Origin of the sequence: Pseudomonas sp. N40(2020), assembly GCF_014472415.1 — a bacterium.
Lineage (GTDB): Bacteria > Pseudomonadota > Gammaproteobacteria > Pseudomonadales > Pseudomonadaceae > Aquipseudomonas.
The window spans coordinates 23,371-49,513 of record NZ_JACSZV010000039.1; the positions used below are offsets into that span (position 1 = coordinate 23,371).

General features: G+C 60.0%; 25 protein-coding genes. 14 read left to right on the forward strand and 11 right to left on the reverse strand.

Annotated elements, in window-relative coordinates:
- Nucleotides 1–100 precede the first annotated feature (100 nt).
- Nucleotides 101–556: a dUTP diphosphatase gene (dut, locus tag IAI51_RS21865; RefSeq protein ID WP_016985816.1), complete on the reverse strand. Its 456-nt coding sequence runs from the start codon at nucleotides 554–556 to the stop codon at nucleotides 101–103.
- Between the two features lie 5 nt (nucleotides 557–561).
- Nucleotides 562–1,770 (reverse strand): bifunctional phosphopantothenoylcysteine decarboxylase/phosphopantothenate--cysteine ligase CoaBC, encoded by a 1,209-nt coding sequence (coaBC, locus tag IAI51_RS21870; RefSeq protein ID WP_187680377.1) that lies wholly within the window; start codon nucleotides 1,768–1,770, stop codon nucleotides 562–564.
- A 134-nt stretch (nucleotides 1,771–1,904) separates the two neighbouring features.
- Between coaBC and radC the strand changes: the two genes are divergently transcribed.
- A complete protein-coding gene (gene radC / locus IAI51_RS21875; RefSeq protein WP_187680350.1) occupies nucleotides 1,905–2,579 on the forward strand; it encodes a RadC family protein in 675 nt (224 codons plus the stop codon).
- 130 nt (nucleotides 2,580–2,709) lie between these two features.
- Here the strand turns inward: radC and IAI51_RS21880 are convergent, their stop codons facing one another.
- Nucleotides 2,710–4,296, reverse strand: coding sequence for an ABC transporter substrate-binding protein (locus IAI51_RS21880; RefSeq protein ID WP_187680351.1), 1,587 nt, complete (start codon nucleotides 4,294–4,296; stop codon nucleotides 2,710–2,712).
- Between the two features lie 448 nt (nucleotides 4,297–4,744).
- On the opposite strand from IAI51_RS21880, the gene rpmB reads away from it, so the two are divergent.
- Both rpmB and rpmG read left to right on the forward strand, forming a co-directional pair.
- Nucleotides 4,745–4,978, forward strand: a complete 234-nt coding sequence (rpmB, locus tag IAI51_RS21885; protein WP_007920377.1) for a 50S ribosomal protein L28 — start codon at nucleotides 4,745–4,747, stop codon at nucleotides 4,976–4,978.
- Between the two features lie 11 nt (nucleotides 4,979–4,989).
- Nucleotides 4,990–5,145: a 50S ribosomal protein L33 gene (rpmG, locus tag IAI51_RS21890; RefSeq protein ID WP_016772554.1), complete on the forward strand. Its 156-nt coding sequence runs from the start codon at nucleotides 4,990–4,992 to the stop codon at nucleotides 5,143–5,145.
- Between the two features lie 104 nt (nucleotides 5,146–5,249).
- On the opposite strand, the gene IAI51_RS21895 is transcribed toward rpmG, so the two are convergent.
- Nucleotides 5,250–5,450, reverse strand: coding sequence for a hypothetical protein (locus IAI51_RS21895; protein WP_187680352.1), 201 nt, complete (start codon nucleotides 5,448–5,450; stop codon nucleotides 5,250–5,252).
- 87 nt (nucleotides 5,451–5,537) lie between these two features.
- The gene (locus IAI51_RS21900) at nucleotides 5,538–5,897 is read right to left on the reverse strand and encodes a cupin domain-containing protein (protein WP_187680353.1); all 360 of its coding nucleotides are present in this window, start codon (nucleotides 5,895–5,897) and stop codon (nucleotides 5,538–5,540) included.
- A gap of 236 nt (nucleotides 5,898–6,133) precedes the next feature.
- Between IAI51_RS21900 and IAI51_RS21905 the strand changes: the two genes are divergently transcribed.
- Together IAI51_RS21905 and IAI51_RS21910 are read left to right on the forward strand one after the other, a co-directional pair.
- Nucleotides 6,134–7,627 carry an aldehyde dehydrogenase gene (locus IAI51_RS21905; protein ID WP_187680354.1) on the forward strand — a complete coding sequence of 498 codons (1,494 nt, stop codon included), beginning with the start codon at nucleotides 6,134–6,136 and terminating at the stop codon, nucleotides 7,625–7,627.
- Between the two features lie 185 nt (nucleotides 7,628–7,812).
- On the forward strand, nucleotides 7,813–8,958 hold the full coding sequence (locus tag IAI51_RS21910) for an MFS transporter (RefSeq protein ID WP_187680355.1): 1,146 nt from the start codon (nucleotides 7,813–7,815) through the stop codon (nucleotides 8,956–8,958).
- 16 nt (nucleotides 8,959–8,974) lie between these two features.
- On the opposite strand, the gene IAI51_RS21915 is transcribed toward IAI51_RS21910, so the two are convergent.
- Both IAI51_RS21915 and IAI51_RS21920 read right to left on the reverse strand, forming a co-directional pair.
- Entirely contained in the window at nucleotides 8,975–10,543 is a 1,569-nt protein-coding gene (locus tag IAI51_RS21915; RefSeq protein WP_187680356.1) for a phospholipase D family protein, read from the reverse strand.
- Between the two features lie 60 nt (nucleotides 10,544–10,603).
- Nucleotides 10,604–12,025, reverse strand: a complete 1,422-nt coding sequence (locus tag IAI51_RS21920) for a PLP-dependent aminotransferase family protein (protein WP_187680357.1) — start codon at nucleotides 12,023–12,025, stop codon at nucleotides 10,604–10,606.
- Nucleotides 12,026–12,204: 179 nt separating this feature from the next.
- On the opposite strand from IAI51_RS21920, the gene IAI51_RS21925 reads away from it, so the two are divergent.
- Entirely contained in the window at nucleotides 12,205–12,450 is a 246-nt protein-coding gene (locus IAI51_RS21925) for a DUF1127 domain-containing protein (RefSeq protein WP_187680358.1), read from the forward strand.
- Between the two features lie 142 nt (nucleotides 12,451–12,592).
- On the opposite strand, the gene IAI51_RS21930 is transcribed toward IAI51_RS21925, so the two are convergent.
- Nucleotides 12,593–13,873, reverse strand: a complete 1,281-nt coding sequence (locus IAI51_RS21930; RefSeq protein WP_410458017.1) for an NAD(P)/FAD-dependent oxidoreductase — start codon at nucleotides 13,871–13,873, stop codon at nucleotides 12,593–12,595.
- Nucleotides 13,874–14,020: 147 nt separating this feature from the next.
- On the opposite strand from IAI51_RS21930, the gene IAI51_RS21935 reads away from it, so the two are divergent.
- Nucleotides 14,021–14,374: a YkgJ family cysteine cluster protein gene (locus IAI51_RS21935; protein WP_187680379.1), complete on the forward strand. Its 354-nt coding sequence runs from the start codon at nucleotides 14,021–14,023 to the stop codon at nucleotides 14,372–14,374.
- 69 nt (nucleotides 14,375–14,443) lie between these two features.
- Here the strand turns inward: IAI51_RS21935 and IAI51_RS21940 are convergent, their stop codons facing one another.
- Complete coding sequence (locus tag IAI51_RS21940; RefSeq protein WP_003177284.1) at nucleotides 14,444–14,932, reverse strand: Lrp/AsnC ligand binding domain-containing protein; 489 nt, start codon at nucleotides 14,930–14,932, stop codon at nucleotides 14,444–14,446.
- A 153-nt stretch (nucleotides 14,933–15,085) separates the two neighbouring features.
- On the opposite strand from IAI51_RS21940, the gene dadA reads away from it, so the two are divergent.
- The 6 genes from dadA (at nucleotide 15,086) to IAI51_RS21970 (ending at nucleotide 21,403) form a co-directional block, all read left to right on the forward strand.
- Nucleotides 15,086–16,390 carry a D-amino acid dehydrogenase gene (gene dadA / locus IAI51_RS21945; protein WP_187680359.1) on the forward strand — a complete coding sequence of 435 codons (1,305 nt, stop codon included), beginning with the start codon at nucleotides 15,086–15,088 and terminating at the stop codon, nucleotides 16,388–16,390.
- Nucleotides 16,362–16,715 (forward strand): RidA family protein, encoded by a 354-nt coding sequence (locus IAI51_RS21950; protein ID WP_187680360.1) that lies wholly within the window; start codon nucleotides 16,362–16,364, stop codon nucleotides 16,713–16,715. Before dadA ends, IAI51_RS21950 begins: the two co-directional genes overlap by 29 nt.
- A gap of 96 nt (nucleotides 16,716–16,811) precedes the next feature.
- The gene (gene alr / locus IAI51_RS21955; RefSeq protein WP_187680361.1) at nucleotides 16,812–17,885 is read left to right on the forward strand and encodes an alanine racemase; all 1,074 of its coding nucleotides are present in this window, start codon (nucleotides 16,812–16,814) and stop codon (nucleotides 17,883–17,885) included.
- An 88-nt stretch (nucleotides 17,886–17,973) separates the two neighbouring features.
- Entirely contained in the window at nucleotides 17,974–18,522 is a 549-nt protein-coding gene (locus IAI51_RS21960) for a cupin domain-containing protein (RefSeq protein ID WP_187680362.1), read from the forward strand.
- Nucleotides 18,523–18,704: 182 nt separating this feature from the next.
- Nucleotides 18,705–19,121 (forward strand): c-type cytochrome, encoded by a 417-nt coding sequence (locus IAI51_RS21965; RefSeq protein ID WP_187680380.1) that lies wholly within the window; start codon nucleotides 18,705–18,707, stop codon nucleotides 19,119–19,121.
- Between the two features lie 359 nt (nucleotides 19,122–19,480).
- Nucleotides 19,481–21,403 (forward strand): acetyl-CoA hydrolase/transferase family protein, encoded by a 1,923-nt coding sequence (locus IAI51_RS21970; protein WP_187680363.1) that lies wholly within the window; start codon nucleotides 19,481–19,483, stop codon nucleotides 21,401–21,403.
- Between the two features lie 124 nt (nucleotides 21,404–21,527).
- Here the strand turns inward: IAI51_RS21970 and IAI51_RS21975 are convergent, their stop codons facing one another.
- Together IAI51_RS21975 and rep are read right to left on the reverse strand one after the other, a co-directional pair.
- On the reverse strand, nucleotides 21,528–22,100 hold the full coding sequence (locus tag IAI51_RS21975) for a xanthine phosphoribosyltransferase (RefSeq protein WP_007920398.1): 573 nt from the start codon (nucleotides 22,098–22,100) through the stop codon (nucleotides 21,528–21,530).
- 57 nt (nucleotides 22,101–22,157) lie between these two features.
- A complete protein-coding gene (rep, locus tag IAI51_RS21980) occupies nucleotides 22,158–24,167 on the reverse strand; it encodes a DNA helicase Rep (RefSeq protein WP_038359196.1) in 2,010 nt (669 codons plus the stop codon).
- Between the two features lie 262 nt (nucleotides 24,168–24,429).
- On the opposite strand from rep, the gene IAI51_RS21985 reads away from it, so the two are divergent.
- Nucleotides 24,430–26,103, forward strand: coding sequence for a putative bifunctional diguanylate cyclase/phosphodiesterase (locus IAI51_RS21985; protein WP_187680364.1), 1,674 nt, complete (start codon nucleotides 24,430–24,432; stop codon nucleotides 26,101–26,103).
- Nucleotides 26,104–26,143 lie beyond the last annotated feature (40 nt).

Genomic DNA, 26,143 nt, shown 5'->3' on the forward strand with positions numbered 1-26,143 from the left:
GTGGCTTTGGCCCGGCAAAACCTTGATTTGCGGCGGTAAATCTTTCAGATGAATCCGCACAAATTTCCCCTGTAGAAGCTACTCCTACAGGGGTATCGGCTTATTTGGTGCCGGTATGCCCGAAACCGCCCGTGCCGCGTTCGGTTTCGACAAATTCTTCAACCATTTCGAAGTGCGCCTGTACCACTGGCACCAGCACCAGTTGCGCCAAGCGCTCGCCGACGGTCATGGTGAAGTCGGTCTGGCCGCGGTTCCAGCAGGACACCATCAGCGGGCCTTGATAATCGGAGTCGATCAGGCCAACGAGGTTGCCCAGCACGATGCCGTGTTTGTGGCCCATGCCTGAGCGCGGCAGGATCAGCGCTGCGAGGTTCGGGTCGCCGATGTAGACCGACAGACCGGTAGGAATCAGCACGGTTTCACCCGGTTTGATCACGATGTCCTGTTCCAGCATGGCGCGCAGGTCGAGGCCGGCGGAGCCCGGGGTGGCGTATTGCGGCAGCGGGAATTCGGTACCGATGCGTGGGTCGAGGATCTTGGCTTGCAAAGCGTGCATGTAAATTAAACCTGGTTCAGACGTTCGGCGATAAAAGTGACCAGTTGGCGAGCGATCTTGCTCTTGCTGGTCTGGGCGAAAACCGTGGCGTGCAGCTCACGGTCAATCACGCTGCAGGCGTTTTCTTCGCTGTTGAAACCGATGCTCGGGTTGGCGACGTCGTTGGCGACGATCAAATCGAGATTCTTGTCCTTCAGCTTGCGTGCAGCGTAGTCGAGCAGGTGTTCGGTCTCGGCGGCGAAGCCGACACTGAATGGACGGTCGGGACGGGTCGCGATGGTGGCCAGGATGTCCGGGTTACGCACCATTTGCAGGACAAAACCGTCGCCGCTCGTAGGATCTTTCTTGAGTTTTTGCGGGGCGATGACTTCCGGGCGGTAATCCGCGACCGCTGCCGAGGAGATGAACACGTCGCAAGGGATTGCGGCTTCGCACGCCGCGAGCATGTCGCGGGCGCTGACCACGTCGATGCGCGTGACGCGATCCGGGGTCGGCAGGTGCACCGGGCCGCTGATCAGGGTCACGCGGGCACCGGCCTCAACCGCTGCTTCGGCCAGGGCAAAGCCCATTTTTCCGGAGCTATGGTTGGTGATGTAGCGCACCGGGTCGATGTTCTCCTGGGTCGGGCCGGCGGTGATCACCACGTGCTTGCCGGTCAATGCCTGACGCTGGAAGCAGTCCGCTGCGCACTGCGCCAGATCGGTGGCTTCCATCATGCGGCCCATGCCGACGTCGCCGCAGGCCTGGCTGCCGGAGGCCGGGCCGAAAGTCTTCAGGCCACGGCTTTCAAGGAGTTGCAGGTTGGCCTGGGTCGCCGGGTCGCGCCACATTGCCTGGTTCATCGCCGGAGCGACTGCCACTACGGCGTCGGTGGCCAGCACCAGCGTGGTCAGCAAATCGTTGGCGATACCCTGCGCCAGACGGGCGAGCAGGTCGGCGGTGGCCGGGGCGATCAGCACCAGATCGGCCCATTTGGCCAGCTCGATGTGGCCCATCGCCGCTTCGGCGGCCGGGTCGAGCAAATCCAGGTGAACCGGGTGGCCTGACAGGGCCTGCATGGTCAGCGGAGTGATGAACTCGGCGCCGCCGTGGGTCATGACCACGCGCACTTCGGCACCCTGGTCGATCAGGCGACGAACCAGATCAGCGCTCTTGTAGGCCGCGATGCCGCCGCCGACGCCCAGAACGATGCGTTTCCGATACAGCCGCTGCATAGGTCTGCCTTTCATTTCGTTGATGACTGCGGTGCGATGCCCCCTCCCCAGGGATAAATCGACCGCAAAAAAGATGGGCTACGATATCACAGCGACCGCTACGGAACAGCGGCGCCCACAGACAAGGAATGTGTATGAGTATTCGCGATTGGCCTGCGGCGGAACGGCCGCGGGAGAAGCTGCTTGAACAGGGCTCGGGCAGTCTGTCCGACGCTGAATTGCTGGCGATCTTTCTTCGAACCGGGGTCACTGGAAAAAGCGCGGTGGATCTGGCGCGACACCTGTTGAATCAGTTCGGCAGCCTGCGCGCGCTACTGGAGGCCGATCTCGTGGCGTTCAGCAAGCAATTGGGATTGGGACCGGCAAAGTTTGCCCAGTTGCAGGCGGTGCTGGAGATGAGCCGTCGGCATCTGGCCGAGCGCATGCGTAAAAAACCTGCGCTGGAGAATCCGCAAGCAGTCCGGGATTACCTGAAATCGATGCTGCGCCACGAGCCGCACGAGGTGTTTGGCTGCCTGTTTCTCGATTCCAAGCATCAGGTTTTGGTGTTCGAGGCGCTGTTTCGCGGTTCAATCGACAATACCAGCGTGCATCCCCGGGAAGTCGTAAAACGTGCACTGGCAAACAACGCAGCGGCGGTGATCCTGTGCCACAACCACCCGTCGGGCAATACCGATCCCAGCCAAGCGGATCGACTCCTGACCAAGCAATTGCAGAAGGCGCTCGAACTGATAGACGTGCGGGTGCTGGACCACTTCATCGTTGGTGATGGCGAGCCACTGTCGATGGCGGAATACGGCTGGATGTAAATCTCAGGAAAACGCTACTCCCTGTGGGAGCTGGCTTGCCAGCGATAGCGGACTGACAGGCCGCAGTTGTGCTGAATGTGCCGCCGTCATCGCTGGCAAGCCAGCTCCCACAGGTTTTGTGTTGTTGCGGTTATTTGAGGCTGACCTTCGAATAGTCCTGCCGGCCGAACGGGCTCACCGAATAGCCCTGCACATCCTTGCGGGTCAGTGCGTAAGCGGTCGGATGCGCCAGCGGCAGCCACAGCGCCTGCTGCTGAATCTGCGCCTGCGCCTGCTCATAGAGCTTGGTGCGCACCCCTTGCTCGCTGGTGGTCTTGCCAGCGCTGATCAGCTTGTCCAGATCGGCGTTGCAATAGCGAGCGAAGTTGGTGCCGGACTTGACCGCCGCGCAGGAAAACTGCGGCGTGAGGAAGTTGTCCGGATCGCCGTTGTCGCCGGCCCAGCCCATGAACAGCAAGTCATGCTCGCCCGCCTTGGCGCGGCGGATCAGCTCGCCCCACTCGATCACGCGGATCTCCGCCTGAATGCCGATTTCGGCGAGATCAGACTGCAACATCTGTGCGCCGAGGCTCGGGTTCGGGTTGAGCAGGCTGCCGGACGGACGAGTCCAGATGGTGGTCTGGAAGCCGTCCTTCAAACCGGCCTTGGCCAGCAGTGCCTTGGCTTTCGCCACGTCGTGAGGGTAGCCCGCGAGGTTCTTCGCGTAGCCCCAGGTGTTCGGCGGATACACCCCGTTGGCCGCTTCGGCAGTGTCTTCGAACACGGCTTTGATGTAGTTGGTCTTATCGAAAGCCAGGTTGATGGCCTGCCGCACTTCTGGCTTGTCCAATGGCGGATGCTGGCTGTTGATGCCAACGAATGCGGTCATGAATGCGTCAGTCTTTTCGACTTTCAGCGTCGGTTCTTTCAGCGCTGCCTGTACGTCCAGGGGTTTTGGCGACAGGGCGATCTGGCATTCGTTACGCCGCAACTTTTGCAGGCGCACGTTGGCGTCCGGGGTAATAGCGAAGATCAGCGGGTCAACAGACGGCTTGCCGCCGAAGTAATCCGGGTTGGCCTTGTAGCGAATCGCGGCGTCTTTCTGGAAGCGGGTGAAGACGAACGGGCCGGTGCCGATCGGCTGGCTGTTGAGCTTCTCTGTCGCGTTGGCCTTGAGCAGCTTGTCGGCGTATTCCGCGGAATAGACCGAGGCGAAACCCATGCTCAGGGTGGCGAGGAAGGTCGAGTCCGGGTGATCGAGGGTGAAGCGTACGGTCAGCGGGTCCAGGGCATCGATCTTCTTGATCAGTGCCGGCAGTTGCATTGACTGCGCGTGCGGGAAGCCGCTCTGGGCGACTTTGTGCCAAGGATTGGCTGGGTCGAGCATGCGGTCAAAGCTGAATTTGACGTCTTCTGCGGTCAGCTCGCGGCTCGGCTTGAAGTAATCGGTGGTGTGAAACTTCACCTGCGGGTGCAGTTTGAAGATATAAGTCAGGCCGTCAGTGCTGACTTCCCAGCTGTCGGCCAGGCTCGGGACTACCTTGCCGCTGGCGGTGTCGAAGTCCACCAGGCGATTCATCAGTACGTCGGCCGAGGCATTGGTGGTGGTCAGCGAGTTGTATTGCACCACGTCGAACCCTTCAGGGCTGGCCTCGGTGCAGACGCTCAGCGCGGCGGCCTGGGCCAAGGGGCTCAGCAGGAGCGGGGCGAGCAACAGGGGTAGGGCAGCGAGGCGCATGGTCGGTTTCCTTTTACAGATCGAAGGCCCATCTGCAAGTGCAGTCTGGAAAAGTCCTACCCTAGAGGGCGCGATTGCAAATGACTATCCCCTTTTTGCATTTTTGGGGGCGGCCGTAGGCAGTTATGTGTGACTGGCGGCGCGACGACGAGGGCGAATCGCGTGTATCAGCGGTTTTCTGCGACGAGCGGTAAAAACCGGCGCCGGCCTTTATCCAAAGCCCTTGCAGGCAGAATTTGCGCGCTTTTATCGATTGATTGCACACTGAATGTTGTTGCACCCCGGTCTTTCTGGTATAAAGCAGCGCTCTTTTCTAGGGGCCCGGTTCCTTCACTGTAGGTGTAGCCGGTAAGACCTCTAAAGAAACGCGGCGCCTGGCGCCAAATGACTGAGAGATTAAGCGGCCAACCCATGCCGGGTTGGGCATGTGGTTTTAGAGGGCTGAGGCATGTCGAGAGTATGTCAAGTTACCGGTAAGGGTCCGGTGACTGGGAATAACATTTCCCACGCAAACAACAAAACCCGTCGTCGTTTCCTGCCGAACCTGCAGCATCACCGCTTCTGGGTTGAAGAAGAGAAACGTTTCGTGCGTCTGCGCGTATCTGCCAAAGGCATGCGTATCATCGACAAGCGCGGCATCACTGTCGTGCTGGCCGAACTTCGCCGCGATGGCAAGATTTAAGGGAGCTAATCATGCGTGAATTGATTCGTTTGATCTCGAGCGCCGGTACTGGTCACTTCTACACTACCGACAAGAACAAGCGTACTACTCCGGACAAAATCGAGATCAAGAAATATGATCCGGTTGTTCGCAAGCACGTGATGTACAAGGAAGGCAAAATCAAGTAATTGATTTTTCCCGACTTACAAAAAAGGCCCGTATCTCACGATACGGGCCTTTTTTGTTGGAGTTGCCGTGGATTTAATCCTCAGGCTTGGGGTGTGGGCTGATCTCAGTAAAAGCTGAATGCTTGGATATTGCCTGCTGGATCCTCATCGATGTTCAGGCGATCAGTCCTCATATCGGTAGTGCGAGTCAGCCCGGTACGGATATTTTTAAAACCCGTCAGCTCGCTGATGTAAGCCTCGACGCTTGGTACGTAGCGGGTGCCGATCAGGTGTCGTATCTGTTGCAGTGCTTCTTCATTGGTCATATCGCATTTCCTTATGCGTGAGTTGAGTGCCCATTTTTTGGGCCACTCGATTCTCTGATCAGTTTCGCCAAACCGTGCGGTATACAGTTATTTTTTCTCAAAGATCACATAAATTTTGCGGCAAGCTTCCAACACCTCCCAAGTCCCACGGAAGCCCGCCGGAATCACAAAGCGGTCGCCAGCACGCAACGTCTTGGCATTGCCATCACCATCGCGCAGCACCGAAACACCCTGCAGAATTTCGCAGTATTCATGCTCGGTGTAATTCACGGTCCACTGGCCTACCGCACCTTCCCACACGCCGACGTTCATCTGCCCACAAGGGCTGTCGTATTGGTTGAACACCGCTTGCTCGGGATCCCCCTTGAGCACTTTGGTCGGGTCCGGGCGATAGCGCTCGGCTTCGCTGGTGGTCAGGCTGATGTCGACGACGTTCTGGATGTTCATTGTTGTTTTCTCCCGTAATGACGGCGCGATGTTGGAAAGGGCCAAAGTCTATGTTTATTAAATTGAACACCGCAAGGCCGTATAGCGCGCTTATGTCAAATATATTGAAACAACCCCGGCCGCTGGTTTAGGGTGGCGGGTGCCTTGGGCCGAAAAGCAGGCTGGCCAGGCAGAATTCCTGAGGACGCTGGCGACGATCGCGCGGCGCTCGTATTCAACAAGAGGAGGACACTTAAATGACCACCCTGACTCGTGCCGACTGGGAACAACGCGCCCGCGATTTGAAGATCGAAGGCCGCGCCTACCTCAATGGCGAATACACCGACGCCGTCTCCGGTGAGACCTTCGAGTGCATCAGCCCGGTCGATGGCCGTCTGCTGGGCAAGATTGCCAGCTGTGATGCCGCCGACGCCCAGCGCGCCGTGGAAAACGCCCGCGCCACCTTCAATTCCGGCGTCTGGTCGCGCCTGGCGCCGACCAAGCGCAAAGCCACCATGATTCGCTTCGCCAGCCTGCTCAAGCAGCACGCCGAAGAACTGGCCCTGCTTGAAACCCTCGACATGGGCAAGCCGATCAGCGATTCGCTGTACATCGACGTTCCGGGCGCGGCACAAGCGCTGAGCTGGAGCGGTGAGGCAATCGACAAGATCTACGATGAAGTCGCGGCCACCCCGCACGATCAATTGGGTCTGGTGACTCGCGAGCCAGTGGGCGTGGTTGGCGCCATCGTGCCGTGGAACTTCCCGCTGATGATGGCTTGCTGGAAACTCGGCCCGGCACTGTCGACCGGTAACTCGGTGATCCTCAAGCCATCGGAAAAATCCCCGCTGACCGCCATCCGTATCGCGGCACTGGCCGTTGAAGCCGGTATCCCGAAAGGCGTTCTCAACGTGCTGCCGGGCTACGGCCACACCGTCGGCAAGGCGTTGGCCCTGCACAACGATGTCGATACCCTGGTGTTCACCGGTTCGACCAAGATTGCCAAGCAACTGATGATCTACTCCGGCGAATCGAACATGAAACGCGTGTGGCTGGAGGCCGGTGGCAAGAGCCCGAACATCGTCTTTGCCGATGCGCCGGATCTGCAAGCCGCCGCCGAATCCGCTGCCAGCGCCATCGCCTTCAACCAGGGCGAAGTGTGCACCGCCGGTTCGCGTCTTCTGGTCGAGCGTTCGATCAAGGACAAATTCCTGCCGATGGTCATCGAGGCGCTGAAATCCTGGAAACCGGGCAATCCGCTCGATCCGGCAACCAACGTCGGTGCGCTGGTCGATACCCAGCAGATGAACACCGTGCTGTCGTACATCGAATCCGGGCATACCGATGGCGCCAAACTGGTCGCCGGGGGCAAGCGCATTCTTCAGGAAACCGGCGGCACTTACGTTGAGCCAACGATTTTCGACGGCGTGAGTAACGCGATGAAGATCGCTCAGGAAGAGATCTTCGGCCCGGTGCTGTCGGTTATCGCTTTCGATACCGCCGAAGAGGCGATCCAGATCGCCAACGACACGCCTTATGGCTTGGCCGCAGCAGTGTGGACGCAGGACATTTCCAAGGCGCATCTGACTGCCAAGGCACTGCGCGCCGGCAGCGTGTGGGTCAATCAGTACGATGGCGGTGACATGACTGCACCCTTCGGCGGCTTCAAGCAGTCGGGTAACGGTCGCGACAAGTCGCTGCACGCGTTCGACAAATACACCGAGCTGAAGGCGACGTGGATCAAGCTGTAAGTCGTTAGCGGGAGCCTGCCCTGTCAGGCTCTCAAACCATACAGAGATCCCTGTGGGAGCGAGCTTGCTCGCGAAGGCGGTGCAACAGTCAGCAGATTTGCTGAGTGTGAAACCGCTTTCGCGAGCAAGCTCGCTCCCACATTGGTTTTGAGATGAAAACAAGAATATCCACAGGAGCGTGGAACATGCGGTGGGCGACGTATTTCGCCGTGTTGGCGTCTGTCTTGAGTGTCGGCCTGGCCCTGGGGGTCAGCATGCCGTTGGTGTCGTTGCGTCTGGAGGGTTGGGGTTACGGGTCCTTCGCCATTGGCGTGATGGCGGCGATGCCGGCGATTGGTGTGCTGTTGGGTGCGAAGATTTCCAGTCATCTGGCTGCGCGTTTCGGCACGGCGAACCTGATGCGCCTGTGCTTGTGGGCCGGCGCGCTGTCGATCGGGCTGCTGGCGTTGTTGCCGAGCTATCCGGTCTGGCTGGTGCTACGGCTGATGATCGGTGTGATCCTGACCATCGTCTTCATCCTCGGCGAGAGCTGGATCAATCAACTGGTGGTCGAGCAGTGGCGCGGCCGACTGGTGGCGTTGTATGGCAGCAGTTATGCGTTGAGCCAACTGTCGGGCCCGCTGCTGTTGGGTGCGCTCGGCACCGAGCATGACTATGGTTTCTGGGTGGGAGTCGGTTTGTTGCTGGTTTCGCCCTTGCTCTTGCTGGGACGCAGCGGTGCACCTAGCAGTGAAGCGAGCAGCGTGACCTTCCGCGACCTGTGGAATTTTGCCCGAGAGCTTCCGGCGATTGCCTGGGCGGTGTCGTTGTTTGCCGCGTTCGAGGCGATGATCCTGACGCTGCTTCCGGTGTATTGCCTGCAACAGGGTTTTACTGCAGAGATCGCCCTGGCGATGGTCAGCACCGTGGTCGTGGGGGATGCGTTGCTGCAATTACCGATTGGCGCACTGGCCGATTATCTGTCGCGGCGCACGCTGTTTACCGGCTGCGCGGTGGTGTTGATGCTATCGAGTCTGGCGATTCCCATGCTGATCGATACTTTGCTGATCTGGCCGTTGTGGGTGCTGTTCGGCGCCAGTGCCGGTGGCTTGTTCACCTTGTCACTGATCCTCATCGGTGAGCGATATCGCGACGATGCGCTGGTGCGAGCCAATGCACATATTGCGCAGTTGTGGGGTGTGGGTTGTCTGGTCGGGCCTTTGGCGGCGGGGGCGGGCAGTCAGTGGATCAGCGGGCATGCGCTGCCGTGGCTGATGGCGGCCGGGGCATTCGGGCTGGTGATTCTGCTGTCGCGTCAAGGTGCGTTCGGCACGGAGGCCGAGCCTGCCTGAATACCTCTCGCCGGGGCTACAGCATCCGCTCCAGGCCCACGGTGGTGCTGAACCACGCATTGAAGCGTCGCCACCAACTCCCCGGTTCTTTGGCCAGCGTGTGCAGTTGGCCGTTGTCCTCGGTTACCCAGACGATCTGCCCATTCTCAAGCTTCGCCTCGTAACTCAGCGCCGGCGCCATGCCTTGCAGGGCCAGTTCGCGCACGTGCGTGGCCAGTTCAGGGCTGTCCACCAGCACGCCGACTTCGGTGTTCCAAAGCACTGAACGCGGGTCGAAGTTGAATGAGCCGATAAACGACTTCTGCCGATCAAAGATCATCGCCTTGCTGTGCAGGCTGGAATCCGACCCGCGAAACGACTTGCCGTAAAAAATATGCGGGCCGCTACCACCACCATCACCGGGCTGGCGGCGCAGTTCGAACAGTTTCACACCTTGTTCCAGCAATGCCTTGCGATAAGGCGCATAACCTCCGTGCACGGCTGGCACATCGGTGGCTTCCAGTGAATTGGTCAGCAGTTTCACCGACACACCGGCATCGGCACGTCCGGTCAGGTACACCAGCCCCGGCTGGCCCGGCACGAAATAGGCCGAGATCATGATCAGCTCTTTGCTGACGCCCGTGAGTTCCGGCGCCAGTTGTGTGGTCAGTAGCAACTGCGGATCAGGTTCACCCTTGGCCAGCACCTTGCTCGGTGCATCCCACAGCGCCTGACTCCAGGCCCAGATCAGCTCTTTGCGCCAGATGTCCATGCGCGGTTCGGTTTTGAAGGTCATCAACTGCTGATACAGCGCATGATTCTGCTTGCGGGTTTCTTCCAGTGATTCCTCCAGGCGCGTGCGGGTGTTCTGCAAATCCCTGGCCGAGGGTTTGCTGGAGAGGAATTCTTCGATGGGTTTGCTCAGGGCACTGTTCCAGTACTGGTCGAAGCTGTGCCCGAGTTGTTCGGCCACCGGCCCCACGCTGAGCATGTCGATATCGGTGAAATTCAAATTCGGTTCGGCATCGAAATACTCGTCGCCCAGATTGCGCCCGCCGACGATGGCCACGCTGTTGTCCGCCAGCCACAGCTTGTTGTGCATTCGCCGGTGTTGCAGCGACAGGTTTAACAGGCGACCGGCCGCCCGGGTCACGCCCGTGCTGCGCCCCAGATGCAGCGGGTTGAACAGGCGAATCTGGATCTGCGGATGCGCTGCCAGCGTGGCAATGATCTGGTCGAGGCCGTCGCTGGTGGTGTCGTCGAGCAGGATTCGCACGCGCACGCCACGGTCGGCAGCCTTGAGCAGTTCCTCCACCAGCATCCGCGTGCTGACGCCGTCGTGAACGATGTAGTACTGCAAGTCGAGGCTGCTCTGCGCGTTGCGGATCAGCTCGGCGCGGGCGGTGAACGCCTCGGTGCTGTTGGACAGCAGGCGAAAACCGGAACGGCCCTGATACGGCGTGGCCTGAGCCTGGATCGAGCGGCCGAAACTTGAGTCGGAGGCGGGCAATGCCTGACTCGGTTCGCGCGGCACATTGAGACTGGCGCAGCCGCTCAGAAGCGCGGTGAGCATCAACAAAGCGAGTAGGGGCTGTCTGAGGCTCACGTAGGATCGTTCCGGTTGGCGGCAGGGGGTGGCATTTGGATGCTGGTCACTGGAAAAAGGTCAGTCGGCTTCGGCCAGCAGTTTGATTGCTGCCGCGCCGACCTTGCGTACCGCCTCTTCTATCAGCGGTGTCGGTTTGGCAGCGTAGTTCATCCGCAGGCAATTGCGGTACTTGCCCGAGGCGGAAAAGATGCTGCCGACGGCAATCTGTACGCCTTGATCGTGCAGCGCACGATTGAGTTTCAGGGTGTCGAAACCCTCCGGCAATTCAACCCACAGCATGAAACTGCCCTGTGGACGACTGGCGCGGGTGCCAGCAGGGAAGTAGCGCGTGACCCAGTCGATCATCATGTCGCGATTGCGCTGGTATTGCGTGCGCATCCGCCGCAAATGAGGTTCGAAATGACCGGACTTGAGAAATTCGGCAATGGCGATCTGCGGCTGTGGCGCGGTAGAGCCGGTGCTGATGTATTTCATGTGCAGCACCCGTTCCAGATAACGCCCCGGTGCGACCCAACCAATGCGCAGCCCCGGCGCGAGGGTCTTGGAAAACGAACTGCACAGCAGCACGCGGCCGTCTTCGTCGAAGGATTTGATCGTGCGCGGGCGCGGGTAGGTGTAGGCCAGTTCGCCATACACATCGTCCTCGATGATCGCCACGTCGAAACGCTGAGCCAGGTTGAGCAGGGCGCGTTTGCGGGCCTCCGGCATGATGTAGCCGAGTGGGTTGTTGCAGTTGGGCGTGAGCTGGATGACCTTGATTGGCCATTGCTCCAGCGCCAGTTCCAGCGCTTCGAGGCTGATGCCGGTGAGCGGGTCAGTGGGGATTTCCAGGGCTTTCATGCCCAGCCCCTTGAGCGTCTGCATGGCACCGTGAAAGCTCGGCGAATCCACCGCGACGATGTCGCCCGGCTCGCAGATCGCGTGGATGCTGGTCGATAGCGCTTCGTGACAGCCGGTGGTGACGACCAGGTCGGCGGCGCTCAACTGGCAGCCGGAATCGAGCATCAGCCGGGCGATCTGCTCGCGCAGTTCGAGGGTGCCGTGAATGTTGTCGTAATACAGACCGGGCATGTCCTGGCGGCGACTGATGCGCGCCAGCCCGCGCAGCAGCGGTTTCATGGTCGGCGAGGTGACGTCGGGCATGCCGCGACCGAGTTGCACCACATCCTTGCGCGGCACCGCGCGAATCAGCTCCAGCACCTGATCCCACTGCGAAATTTCCACCGGCCGCTGCGCCGGACGCCCGATGGCGGGCAGCTCTGGCAGTTCGCGACCGACCGGTACGAAATACCCCGACTTGGGTTTCGGCGTGGCCAGGCCGCTGTCCTCGAGCATGCGATAAGCCTGCTGCACCGTGCTGAGGCTTACGCCATGTTCTACGCTCAAGGCGCGCACCGACGGCAGCCTGTCACCAGGACGATAGAAGCCTTGTTCGATGCGCGTGCCGAGCAGTTCGGCGAGGTTCACATAAAGCGTCATGGCACTGCCTCGATGCAGGTGATTCGAAAAACCAGTACAGATGCGGCGTAAATCGACAATTCAGTAGCAGAAACAGCAAATCTGTATGGAGTTAATACAGATTGGTTGAATCTGTAATGCTTTTGCCGGCCCGCGCATCATGGAATCTCTGGCTACCCAAGTAAACAGGAGCGACAAAAATGAACGGCTTGAGCGATGTGCGGCTGACGTTACACAGTCAGGAATTGGCGGCAGGGCAGGAGGACAGTGCGTGGAATTCGGCCATGCGCAACGCGCCATCCGGCCTGAGCCGCTGGGGCCTGATCTGGCATCGTCTGCACACGCGCAAGGCGTTGTTGGGGTTGACGGCTGATCAGCTCAAGGATGTCGGGTTGACGCGTGAGCAAGCGCTGGAGGAGGGGTTGAAGCCGTTCTGGCGGATCTGAAGGGTGTGGTGTTTGCTCCGGCCTCATCGCTGGCAAGCCAGCTCCCACAGTGATTGGCGGTGTTGACGAAATTTGTGTCCACCGCAGACTCTGTGGGAGCTGGCTTGCCTGCGATGACGGCTTCAGGGTCGCAGCAATGCCATCAGACGAGCTCTTTAAGCCGATGCCACAACATCCCCAACGCCAACAACGGCGAGCGCAAATGTTTGCCACCCGGGAAGGTGATGTGCGGCACCTTGGCAAACAGATCAAAGCCACCGCTTTGCTGCCCACTGATCGCCTCGGCGAGCAACTGGCCCGCCAGATGCGTGGCATTCACGCCATGGCCGGAATAAGCCTGGGCGTAATACACATTCGGCTGATCATTGAGCCGGCCAATCTGCGGAAGACGATTGGCGCCAATGCCAATCATCCCGCCCCACTGGTAATCAATCTTCACCCCGGCCAGTTGCGGAAAGACTTCGAGCATTTTCGGTTGCATGTACGCGGCGATGTCCTTTGGATCGCGCCCCGAATAATGGCAGGCGCCACCGAACAGCAAACGCCGATCCGCCGAGAGTCGGTAGTAGTCCAGCGCTACCCGCTGGTCACAGACCGCCATGTTCTGGGGCAAAAGGTTGTGCGCCTGTTCTTCGCTCAAAGGCTCGGTGGCGATGATGTAGCTGCCCGCTGGCAGCACCTTGCCGCTGAGTTGCGGGTTGAGATCATTGAGGTAAGCGTTGCAGCCCAGCACCAGCGTCTTGGCGCGTACCGAACCCTGCGCTGTATGGACCTTCACTTCGGGGCCGTAGTCGATGCGGGTGACTGCTGAATGCTCGAACAGTTTGACTCCCAGTTGCTGCGCTGCGGCCGCTTCACCCAGTGCCAGATTCAGTGGATGCAGATGCCCGGAACCCATGTCGATCAAGCCGCCCACATAGCGCTTGGAACCGACCACGGTGTGCATTTCATTGGCTTGCAGCAAGCGGGTTTCATAGCGATAACCGAGGCCGCGCAGCTCCTCGGCATCTTCGGCAAACCCTTCAAGGTCGGCAGGTTTGTTGGCGAGGTCGCAATAGCCCCAGGTCAGATCGCAGGCAATCTGAAACCGCTCGACCCGCTGGCGTACGATTTCCACCGCTTCCAGGCCCATGAGTTTCATCTGCCGCACGCCATCGGCACCGATGACGTTGGCGAACTGATCGAGGCCATGGCCGACCCCGCGAATCAGTTGTCCGCCATTGCGACCGCTGGCGCCCCAACCGATCTTGTGCGCCTCCAGCAACACCACGCTGAGGCCGCGCTCGGCCAGTTCCAGCGCGGTGTTCAGCCCCGAAAACCCGCCGCCGACCACGCACACGTCGGCAATCACTTCACCTTGCAGCAGCGGATGATCCGGTTGCGGCAGGCTGCTGGCGGCGTAGTAAGAGGCAACGTGAGGCATGAGTATCATCCAACGGCTAAGTGTCGAAAAAATTTGACGGAGCATAAGCCGCTCGCGCGAGGTCGGGCAACACTGGTCGGCCTGCAGTGTCTGGATCACGGCTTTTGCGGCACAATTGCGGCCTATTTCACCTTGGTCACCGCTTCGATGAGCTGCAACAGCGAAAAAATCCGCACCCTGCGCCAGCAGATCCCCACGTTCGATTGCGTGCCGGGCTGCCACGACTGCTGCGGGCCGGTAACCACTTCGCCCGAGGAGATGGCGCGCCTGCCGCGCAAGACCCGCGCCGAGCAGGATGCGGCGATGGAGGCGCTGAACTGTGTGCACTTGGGACCGAATGGCTGCACGGTGTATGGCGAGCGGCCACTGATTTGCCGGTTGTTCGGGACGACGAAGACGTTGCCTTGCCCGAATGGGCGGGGGCCGGTGGAGCTGATTCATCCGCGCGCTGAAAAGCAAATCTTCGAGTACATGGCGGCGAATCGGCAGGTGTTGGTTTAGCCTCTGCGTCCATTCTGGACCGAGTCATGATCGTTCCCACGCAGAGCGTGGGTACGATCATTGTGGTGATCAATCCGGAATCGGCAGGCTCAGGCTTTCCTTCACCTCTTCCATCACGATATAGCTCTTTGACTCGCGCACATGCGGCAGCTTGAGCAGGATGTCGCCCAGCAGCTTGCGGTACGAGGCCATCTCGGAAATCCGCGCCTTCACCAGATAGTCGAAATCCCCTGATACCAAGTGACACTCCAGCACGTGAGGCAATTTCAGCACCGCGCGTCGGAACTCTTCGAAAGTGTCGCCGGATTTGTAGTCGAGGCTGATCTCGACGAACACCAAGAGACTACCCTTCAAGTGCTGCGGATTGAGCCGGGCGTTGTAGCCCATGATGATCCCCTCGCGCTCCAGCCTGCGTACCCGCTCGGTGCACGGCGTGGTGGAGAGACCGACCTTTTCCCCGAGTTCGGTAAAGGAAATCCGCCCGTCTGCCTGCAGGATCCGCAAGATATTGCGGTCGATCTTGTCCAGCTCACGTTTGGTCTGAGTGTTGGTACGCATAGGGGATGCGCCTCCGTGAAAAGGGTTTTTGCCGAGAATTGTCGCCAAATATAGGCGCTTATATAGTGAAAAGCACTGGCATTTATTTTTTACACTGCGCGCATCATTGCTCTGACAACACGTCGGCGATCCGCCGCGACGAGGGATACAAAAATGCGCGTTATGGTCTTGGGTAGCGGCGTCATCGGTACCGCCAGTGCTTATTATCTGGCCCGTGCCGGGTTTGAAGTGGTGGTGGTCGACCGGCAGCCCGCTGCGGCCATGGAGACCAGTTTCGCCAACGCCGGCCAGGTTTCGCCGGGCTATGCCTCGCCGTGGGCCGCGCCGGGCGTGCCGCTCAAGGCCATCAAGTGGCTGCTGCAACGCCACGCCCCGCTGGCGATCAAGGCCACCGCTGACATTGATCAATACCTGTGGATGGCGCAGATGCTGCGCAACTGCACCGCCAGCCGTTACGCGGTGAACAAGGAGCGCATGGTGCGTCTGTCCGAGTACAGCCGCGACTGCCTCGACGAATTGCGCGCGGAAACCGGCATCGCCTACGAAGGCCGCAGCCTCGGTACCACTCAGTTGTTCCGTACCCAGGCGCAACTGGATAACGCCGCCAAAGACATCGCCGTACTGAAAGAATCCGGTGTGCCATTTGAACTCCTCGACCGCGCCGGCATTGCCCGGGTCGAGCCAGCTTTGGCTGGCGTCACCGACATCCTCGCCGGTGCCCTGCGCCTGCCGAACGACCAGACCGGCGACTGCCAGATCTTCACCACCCGTCTCGCCGAAATGGCGGTGAAACTGGGCGTTGAATTCCGTTTCGGCCAGGACATCCAGAAGCTTGATTACGCCGGTGATCGCATCAACGGCGTATGGATCGACGGCAAGCTGGAAACCGCCGACCGATACGTGCTGGCCCTCGGCAGCTACTCACCGCAATTGCTCAAGCCGCTGGGCATCAAAGCCCCGGTGTATCCGCTCAAGGGTTACTCGCTGACCGTGCCGATCACCAACCCGGACATGGCCCCAACGTCGACCATTCTCGACGAGACCTACAAGGTCGCGATCACCCGTTTCGACGACCGCATTCGCGTGGGCGGCATGGCCGAGATCGCCGGTTTTGACCTGTCGCTTAATCCGCGTCGGCGCGAAACCCTGGAGATGATCGTCAACGACCTTTATCCTCAGGGCGGCAATCTGGCCGAGGCGAGTTTCTGGACCGGCCTGCGTCCGACTACCCCGGACGGCACGCCGATCGTGGGCGCTACGCCTTTCAAGAACCTGTTCCTCAACACCGGTCACGGCACGCTCGGTTGGACCATGGCGTGCGGTTCCGGTCGTTTGCTGGCTGACCTGATGGCGAAGAAAAAGCCGCAGATCAGCGCCGAAGGCCTCGATATTTCCCGTTACGGCAACAAGCCACAGGAGTCCGCAAAACATGGCAATCCAGCGCCAGCTCACCAATGAGCGCATGAGTCAGATCGTCAGCCACAACGGTACGGTGTACCTGTCCGGGCAGGTCGGTGACGACTTCGACGCCGGGGTTGAGCAGCAGACCCGCGAAGTGCTCGCCAATATCGAGCGCTTGCTGGATCTGGCCGGGACGGACAAACAGCATTTGCTCTCGGCGACGATCTACCTGAACAACATCGAGGCGCACTTCGCCGGGATGAACTCGGTGTGGGATCAGTGGCTGCCCAAAGGCGCCGCCCCGGCCCGCGCTACTGTGGAAGCGAAGATGGCCAAGCCGAGCATTCTGGTGGAAATCTCTATCGTTGCCGCGCTGCCGTAAACCTTTTGTAATGATCCCTCTCCCGGTGCTGTTGGCGGTTCACGCCGTCAGCCAGCGCCGGTTTTTCTTCCCATGACCGCCTAGAAGTCTGCCGCCATGCGTCCTGCCAGTGCCCTGATCGACCTCCAAGCCCTGCGTCACAACTACCGAATTGCCCGCGAAGTCACCGGTGCCAAGGCGCTGGCAGTGATCAAGGCCGATGCTTACGGCCATGGTGCCGTGCGTTGTGCCCAGGCGCTGGAAGCCGAGGCTGACGGTTTTGCCGTGGCCTGCATCGAAGAAGCGTTGGAACTGCGTGCTGCCGGCATCAAGGCTCCGGTGTTGTTGCTTGAAGGGATTTTCGAGGCCGATGAGCTGGCGCTGATCGTCGAGCATGATTTCTGGTGTGTGGTGCATTCGCTGTGGCAGCTCGAAGCGATCGAGCAGGCGGCGCTGAGCAAGCCAATCACCGTGTGGCTTAAACTTGATTCGGGCATGCATCGCGTCGGTCTGCATCCGAAAGATTATCCAGCGGCGTATCAACGGCTGCTGGCCTGCGGCAAAGTGGCGAAGATCGTGCTGATGAGCCACTTCGCCCGTGCCGATGAATTGCACGAGCAGAGCAGCGCCGATCAGGTGGCGGTATTTGAAGCGGCGCGTCAAGGTTTGGCCGCCGAGGTCAGTCTGCGCAACTCGCCGGCCGTGCTTGGTTGGCCGCAAATTCATAGCGATTGGGTGCGTCCGGGGATCATGCTTTACGGCGCGACGCCGTTCGAAGAAGCCAGCGCCGTGGCCGAGCGCCTGCAACCGGTGATGACGCTTGAATCGAAAGTCATCTGCGTACGCGAATTGCCCGCCGGTGAGCCCGTTGGCTACGGTGCCAAATTCATCACCGACAAACCGATGCGCATCGGCGTGGTTGCCATGGGTTACGCGGATGGCTACCCGCGCCAGGCACCGACCGGCACGCCCGTACTGGTGGCCGGCCAACGCAGTCGCATCATCGGCCGCGTGTCGATGGACATGCTCTGCATCGACCTGACCGACGTACCGGAAGCCGGATTGGGTTCGACCGTCGAGCTGTGGGGCAAAAACATCCTCGCCAGCGAAGTGGCGAAGTGGGCGGACACCATTCCATATCAGATTTTCTGCAACCTGCGTCGAGTGCCAAGGCTCTATTCCGAGGCTTGAGGCCGCTACGGAGCCCATGTGTTGTAAATACTGAACGCTGTCGCCATGATAACGCTCAATATTTCTACAATATCAGGAGGCTCCAGCCTTGGACGTCGGTGAACGACTGCAATCGATCCGCAAGCTCAAAGGGCTTTCCCAGCGTGAACTCGCCAAGCGCGCGGGCGTCACCAACAGCACCATTTCGATGATCGAAAAGAATAGCGTCAGCCCTTCGATCAGTTCGCTGAGGAAGGTGCTTGGCGGGATTCCCATGTCCATGGTCGAGTTCTTTTCCGAAGAAATCCTGCAGGAAAAACCGACCCAGATCGTCTACAAGGCCAACGAGCTGATCGACATTTCCGACGGCGCCGTGACCATGAAACTGGTCGGCCGCGCGCACCCGAGTCGGGCCATCGCGTTCCTCAACGAAATCTACCCGCCGGGCGCCGATACTGGCGAAGAAATGCTTACCCATGAGGGCGAGGAAACCGGGATTCTGGTGGAAGGTCGTCTGGAACTGGTGGTGGGTGTGGAAACTTTTATTCTCGAAGCTGGCGACAGCTACTATTTTGAAAGTACCAAGCCGCATCGATTCCGTAATCCGTTCGATACTCCGGCGCGGCTAATCAGCGCAGCAACACCGGCAAATTTTTAAACAAAGAGACGCCAAGCCATAACGGCGAAGGCATCCGAACCGTTTTTCCACAGCGCGGTATAACCCCTTTGTCTATGGGGTTGTTTCAGAGTGGCGGGCTACCCGCTATACTTGCGCCCGCCTGCGAACCGTGGCCGCAGGCGTGAATAGCCACCATTGAGGGTGAACGCGTGAACCTAATTATGAAAATGCTGGCCGCACCAGCAACCGTACTGGCCCTCTGGGCTGTCAGCGCTCAAGCTGCGACGAATGACGACATTGCCAAACGCCTTGAGCCTGTCGGCCAGGTGTGCGTTCAGGGTCAGGAATGCAAAGGGATGGAAGTGGTCGCGACCGCCGGCGGTGGCGGCGGTGCGAAAACCCCGGACGAAGTGATTGCCAAACATTGCAACGCTTGCCATGGCACCGGTCTGTTGGGCGCGCCGAAAATCGGTGACACCGCCGCCTGGAAAGAACGTGCCGATCACCAGGGCGGCCTCGACGGCATCCTGGCCAAGGCCATCACCGGCATCAACGCCATGCCGCCAAAAGGCACCTGTGCCGATTGCACCGACGCCGATCTGAAGGGCGCAATCGAGAAGATGTCCGGCCTGAAGTAAGGCGCGCTTCTGACGAAAAAAACCGTCTTCGGACGGTTTTTTTGTGGGCGCGATTCAAGAGCCCCTCACCCCAGCCCTCTCCCGGAGGGAGAGGGGGCCGACTGAATTGTCTTTCGCTATCCATCGACCTGAAAGACCTTAGCGATTATGGATTCAGCAAAGCTGTTTCAAGTCGGCGTATCTCCCCAATATCCCCCATTCAGTCCCCTCTCCCTCCGGGAGAGGGCTAGGGTGAGGGCAACAAATTCGAGTCGGAAACATTTCAAGAACAGCGACCATTCACTCTGAAGCTGTTCATTGCAGCAAAGTCGATGCAATCTCGGTCTACCTCTATTCACGGAACGGGCGGGAGGCTTCAGATGGTGCAGTTGTGTTCGATCGAACAGGCAGTGGACGACGTGCTCGCGCGGTTGCCGGCGCATATCCACATGGGCTTGCCGCTGGGGTTGGGCAAACCCAACCACTTCGTCAACGCGCTGTACCGGCGCGTCAAAGAGCTGCCTGAGCGGCAACTGACGATGTACACCGCTCTGTGCCTCGGCCGGCCGAATCTTGGCGACGGTTTGCAGAAACGCTTTATCGAGCCTTTCGTCGAGCGCGTTTTTGGCGATTACCCGGAGTTCGATTTCCTCGCCGACCTGCAACGCGACACCCTGCCCGCCAACATCCGCATCCAGCAGTTCTTCATGCAGCCCGGCAGCCTGCTTCACAGCGCGCCGGCCCAGCAGGATTACGTCAGCAGCAATTACAGCCACGCCGCCCGCGATATCAACGCCGCCGGTCTGAATCTCGTGGCGCAACTGCTCGCCAGCAGCAGCGAACATCCCGACCGTCTGAGCCTGAGCTGCAACCCGGACATCACCCTCGACCTGTTGCCGATGATCGCCAAGCGCCGTGACGCCGGGGAAAACATTCTGCTGGTCGGCCAGGTGCACACCGATCTGCCGTACATGCCCGGCGATGCCGAGGTTGATATCGACACCTTCGACTTGCTGATCGACGAAAAGGACAGCAGCACGCTGTTTTCCACGCCGAATATGCCGGTCGGTTTTCAAGACCATTTCATCGGTCTGCACGCCAGCACCCTGGTGCGCGATGGCGGTACGTTGCAGATCGGCATCGGCTCGATGGGCGATGCGCTGACCGCCGCATTGCTGGCGCGCCAAGCCGATAATGCCGGGTATCAAGCGTTACTCGCCGACGTGAACCTCAGCCAGTGGGCGCAACTGATCGAGCGCGAGGGCGGCACCGCGCCGTTCGCCAAAGGGCTTTACGGTTGCAGCGAAATGTTCGTCAACGGCCTTCTGGTGCTGGCGGATGCAGGGATTATCCGGCGCAAGGTTTACCCCGACGTGCCGACTCAGGAACAGGCCAACGCCGGCACCCTCGACGAGGCCGCGCAGACTGACGGCATCTCGGTGCACGGCGGTTTCTTCCTCGGCCCGCGCAGTTTTTACGAGCGCCTGCGTGAGCTGCCGCAGGACAAACGCCTCGAATTCAACATGACCCGCATCAGCTACATCAACGAGCTGTACGGTCAGGAAGAGTTGAAGCGCTTGCAGCGCCTCGATGCGCGTTTCATCAACACCGTGTTCACCATGACGTTGCTTGGCGCAGGCGTGGCGGACCAACTGGAAGACGGGCGAGTGCTCAGCGGTGTCGGCGGGCAGTACAACTTTGTTGCCCAGGGCCATGCGCTGCACGATGCGCGCTCGGTTCTGATCCTGCGCAGTTGGCGCGAATCCGGCGGTGACGTCAGTTCGAACATCGTCTGGGAATACGGCCACTGCACCATTCCCCGGCACCTGCGCGACATCGTTGTCACTGAGTACGGCATTGCCGATCTGCGCGGCAAAACCGACGCGGCGGTGATCGAGGCATTGTTGAATATCAGCGACTCACGCTTCCAGTCGGGGCTGATCGAGCAGGCGCAAAAGGTTGGCAAACTGCCGAAGGATTTCCGCATCGATCCGCGTTTTGCCGAGAACACGCCGCAACGCTTGCAGGCGATTGCCGCGCGGCATCCGAACCTGTTTCCGGAATATCCGCTGGGCTGTGATTTCACGGTGATCGAGCGGGATGTGTTGCGAGCGCTGAACTGGCTGAAGAGCAAGTTCAAGCTGACCGAGATTCTGGAGTTGGGCAAGGCAGCGCTGGATGCGCCGGAAGCTTCGTTGTATCCGGAGCATCTGGAGCGGATGCAGCTGACGAATCCGGAAGGGTTGAAGGAAGACTTGTTCCAACGCCTGCTGCTCACCGGCCTGAAGGCCACCGCGCAATAACTGCCCACCCCAAAACAACTGTAGGAGTGAGCCTGCTCGCGATAGCGGTGTATCAGTCACCGAAATGGTTGATTGACACTAAGCGATCGCGAGCAGGCTCACTCCTACAGGGGTAATGCGGGGTTTATTCGATGAAGGTTACAACGCCATCCTTCAGCGATTTGACGCGCGCCAGCGATTCAACGCGGTAACCCTGCGAATCCAGCTCGGCGCGGCCGCCCTGGAACGATTTCTCGATGACGATGCCCAGGCCGGCAACGGTGGCGCCAGCCTGCTTGATGATTGAGATCAGCGCCTGGGACGCCTTACCGTTGGCCAAAAAGTCGTCGATGATCAGCACACGGTCGCTGCTGGTCAGGTGGCGCGGGGAGATGGCCACGGTGCTTTCGGTCTTTTTGGTGAACGAATAAACGGTCGCCGACAGCAGGTTTTCGGTCAGGGTCAGGGACTGTTGCTTGCGGGCGAAGATCACCGGCACGCCGAGGTTCAGACCGGTCATGATCGCCGGGGCAATGCCCGAGGCTTCGATGGTGACGATCTTGGTGATGCCCGAATCCTTGAACAGCGAGGCGAATTCGTCGCCGATCAGCTTCATCAGGGCCGGGTCGATCTGGTGGTTCAGGAAGGCGTCGACCTTCAGGACCTGGTCGGAAAGCACGATGCCTTGTTCGCGGATTTTCTGGTGCAATGCTTCCATGAAGCTGTCCTCATTTGGCGCTTTGTGCGCCGAAGGTCTAGTAAAAAGTGGTCAATTCTAGCGCTTTAACATCGCGCGTATATCGGCCAATGCGTTGTTGCCGCGCACGGCTTTGACTTCGGTCGGTGTGTCGTCGTTGCCTTCCCACGCCAGATCGTCCGGTGGCAGCTCATCAAGGAAGCGGCTCGGCGCGCAATCGATGATCTCGCCGTACTGCTTGCGCTTGGCGGCAAAGGTGAAGGCCAAGGTCTGACGCGCGCGGGTAATGCCCACGTAGGCCAGGCGGCGCTCCTCTTCGATGGTGTCGGCTTCGATGCTGGAGCGGTGCGGGAGGATTTCCTCTTCCATGCCCATGATGAACACGTAAGGGAATTCCAGCCCCTTGGACGCATGCAGCGTCATCATCTGCACGCCTTCGGCGCCGTCCTCTTCTTCCTGCTGACGTTCCAGCATGTCGCGCAGGACCAGTTTGCCGATGGCATCCTCGACGGTCATTTCGCCTTCTTCGTCCTTCTCGAGGGTGTTTTTCAACGCCTCGATCAGGAACCAGACGTTGCTCATCCGGTAATCGGCAGCCTTGTCGCTGGAGCTGTTGGTGCGCAGCCAGTTCTCGTAGTCGATGTCCATGACCATGCTGCGCAGCGCCGAGATCGGGTCTTCGCCGGCGCACTGCTCGCGGACCTTGTCCATGAAGCGCTTGAAGCGCGACAGGCGATCGGTGAAACGGCTGTCCAGATGTTCGCCCAGACCGATTTCATCGGTGGCGGCGTACATCGAGATCTTGCGTTCGGTGGCGTAATTGCCGAGTTTTTCCAGGGTGGTCGAGCCGATCTCGCGGCGCGGCACGTTGATCACCCGCAGGAAGGCATTGTCGTCGTCCGGGTTCACGATCAGGCGGAAGTAAGCCATCAGGTCCTTCACTTCCTGACGGCCGAAGAAGCTGTTGCCGCCGCTCAGGCGATACGGCACCTGGTGATGCTGCAACTTCAGCTCGATCAGTTTGGCCTGATAGTTACCGCGATAAAGGATCGCGAAATCGCTGTACGGCCGGTCGGTGCGCAAGTGCAGGCTGAGGATTTCCATGGCCACGCGCTCGGCTTCGGCGTCCTCGTTGCGGCAGCGGATCACGCGGATCTCGTCACCGTGGCCCATCTCACTCCACAGCTGCTTTTCGAATTCGTGCGGATTGTTCGAGATCAGCACGTTGGCGCAACGCAGGATGCGGCTGGTGGAGCGGTAGTTTTGCTCCAGCATCACCACTTTCAGGGACGGATAGTCGTCCTTGAGCAGCATCAGGTTTTCCGGCCGCGCGCCGCGCCAGGCGTAGATCGACTGGTCGTCGTCGCCCACCACGGTGAATTGATTGCGCTTGCCGATGAGCATTTTCACCAGCAGGTATTGGCTGGCGTTGGTGTCCTGGTATTCGTCGACGAGCAGATAGCGAACCTTGTTCTGCCACTTTTCGAGAATGTCGGCGTGCTCTTCGAAGAGTTTTACCGGCAGCAGGATCAGGTCGTCGAAGTCCACCGCGTTGAACGCCTTGAGCGTGCGCTGATAGTGGGTGTAGACGATGGCGGCGGTCTGCTCCTTCGGGTTACGCGCGTTCTCCAGCGCCTGAGGCGGCAGGATCAGGTCGTTTTTCCAGGCGCCGATCATGTTCTTGATCTCGTCGACGCCGTCGTCGCCCGCGTATTCCTTCTGCATGATGTCGGTCATCAGCGCCTTGACATCCGTCTCGTCAAAGATCGAGAAACCGGGTTTGTAGCCCAGGCGCACGTGTTCCTTGCGGATGATGTTCAGGCCCAGGTTGTGGAAGGTGCAGACCGTCAGGCCGCGTCCTTCGCCGGCACGCAGCAGGGTGCCGACCCGTTCCTTCATCTCGCGCGCGGCCTTGTTGGTAAAGGTCATGGCGACGATGTACTGGGCGCGGATGCCGCAGTTCTGGATCAGGTGCGCGATTTTGCGCGTGATCACGCTGGTCTTGCCGGAGCCAGCACCGGCGAGCACCAATAGAGGGCCGCCGACGTAGTTCACGGCTTCTTGCTGCCGGGGATTGAGTCGGGACATACGAAAATTCGGGAGTCGTTGACGAAATGGGCCGGCATTTTAACAGGCTCAGCGATTTGTGCTGCTCTGTCCGACTTGTGACGCACCACGCGATTCAAATTTGCCGGTTTTGTTACTTTCACGCAGGATGCGTGGAGATTTTGCGGCTAATGTTCTCATTCGTGACACAAAATAACGTTTTGATAACCGTTGTCATTTGGTCATTGAACAGCGCAACGGCATAATGCCCCGCCCACATCATTGCAGAGTCTAGGGAGCTAGCTTGTCTACGCCTGTCGAACCCTTGCGTTTGCTGCTACTGGCCGAAGAGCCAGCGTGGACAGCGTTATTGCGCGAGTGTCTGGCTCCGATGGGGAGCGCGGCAGTGCTGATCAGCGCGCCGAACTGGGAGTCGGTCAGCAGTTTGTTCGAAGACAACCGCCACGCGGTGCTGTTGACCCTTCCCGCATTGCAACCCGCGCCGGGCCGTTGCAGTTTGCCGACGGTGCTGCTGCTGGATCACGAGCCGGCCACCGCGCCCGTTGGCGTCAGCGACTGGCTGGTGTTCGACGCCCTCGACGCCGACATGCTCCGCCGTTGCCTGCGCCATGTGCGCGAGCGCGGCGTGCTGGAAAACACCCTGCAACGCCTCGCCGAACAGGATCCGCTGACCGGCATCGCCAACCGCCAGGGTTTTCAGACCTTGCTGGCGGCGCGCCTCGCGGAAAACGACGGCCGGGGCCTTGCGCTCGGGCATCTTGATCTCGATAACTTCCGCCACGCCAACGACGCCCTCGGTCATCAGGCCGGCGACCGCTTGATTCTGCAAGTCGTCGCACGGCTGAAGAGTCAGCTCGAGGCCGGCGATCAACTGGCGCGGCTGGGCAGCGATGAATTCGCCCTGCTGATCGACACCCGCCGCGCACCGCAACGCGCCGAGTGGATGGCCGAACGCATTACCGAAGCCTTGGCCGAACCTTACTGGGTCGATGGCGAAAGCCTGCTGATCGGCTCCAGCCTCGGCATCGCCCATGCCCGCGCACAGGGTGGCGCCGACCCACTGATGTGGCACGCGCACATCGCCATGCAGCAGGCGAAAAGCACCCAGGGCTGCACCTTTCATATCTTCAACGAACGCATCAACCGCAACGCGCGGAGCATGGCCGACCTCGAAAGCGAGCTGCGCCGGGCCTTGCGTCGCGATGAGCTGGAGCTGCATTACCAGCCACGTCTGAATCTTGAAGACGGCCAGATCGTCGGCCTCGAAGCCTTGGTGCGCTGGCGTCACGGCGAACGCGGTCTGCTGCCACCGAGCGAATTCGTGCCGCTGGCCGAGCAGAGCGGTTTGATCGTGCCGCTGGGTTACTGGGTGATTTCCCGGGCCCTGCGCGATATGCAGGCTTTGCGTGAGCGCGGGCTGCCGGCGTTGCACATGGCGATCAACCTGTCGTTCCGCCAGTTTCAGGACAGCCAGTTGCTGCCGACGCTCAGCCGGTTGATTGCCGAGCGTGGCGTCGAGGCGCAGTGGCTGGAATTCGAACTGACCGAAACCGCTGTCATGCGCCGCAGTGATCTGGTCAAACAGACCATGGACGCCCTCGGCCGCCTCGGCGTGCGTTTTTCGCTGGATGACTTCGGCACCGGGTTTTCGTCGTTCGTGCACTTGAATAGCTTGCCGATCACTTTGCTGAAGATCGACAAGAGTTTCGTGGGCGGCATGGAGCAGCGCGAAGAGAACCGCAAACTGGTGCACGCGATGATCAACCTCGCGCACAACCTGCATCTGGAAGTGGTCGCCGAAGGGGTGGAAACCCCGGAGCAACTGGATCTGCTGCGCGGGTTCGGGTGCGATCAGGTTCAAGGGTACCTGATCAGCAAGCCGCTGCCGTTGGCGGAGCTGGTGGAGTACCTGACCTTCGGATCGAGTCAGCATCCAGCCCTGGAAGTCGTGAGCTGACCACATAACGCCTGTGGGAGCGAGCCTGCTCGCGAAGGCG